The sequence below is a fragment of the Streptomyces sp. URMC 127 genome, from assembly GCF_051386535.1.
Lineage (GTDB): Bacteria > Actinomycetota > Actinomycetes > Streptomycetales > Streptomycetaceae > Streptomyces.
This window is the reverse complement of record NZ_JBPQTW010000533.1, coordinates 1-292: the sequence shown is the minus strand read 5'-3', so window position 1 is coordinate 292 and position 292 is coordinate 1. Positions and strand designations below refer to the sequence as shown.

The 292-nt window shown below is 74.7% G+C and carries 1 riboswitch.

Annotated features, from left to right (window positions below):
• Positions 1-28 precede the first annotated feature (28 nt).
• Positions 29-183, top strand: a riboswitch (cobalamin riboswitch).
• Positions 184-292 lie beyond the last annotated feature (109 nt).

Sequence of the window (292 nt, the reverse complement as noted above, 5' to 3'; positions counted from 1 at the left end):
CGCCCGGCCCGCCCCCGCCGCGGGAAGGTTGATCTTCAGGTCGTCCGGTTAAAGTGTCCGTGACAACTTCATCCCGCCTCGGATCGGGGGAAGCCGGTGCAAATCCGGCGCTGACCCGCAACCGTGACTACGGCCCGGCGGCCGTACGAGCCGGACCACCCGGTCCGGGCGGAAGGCTTCGGAACCGGTCGTGCCGCCTGGCGGTGCCGCCCGGTCCACCGGCACCGCCGAGGTTTGCGGAGCCGAGCCCGGTGCCACCGCGCGGTGCGCGCGGCAGGCGGCCGTGCGCGGC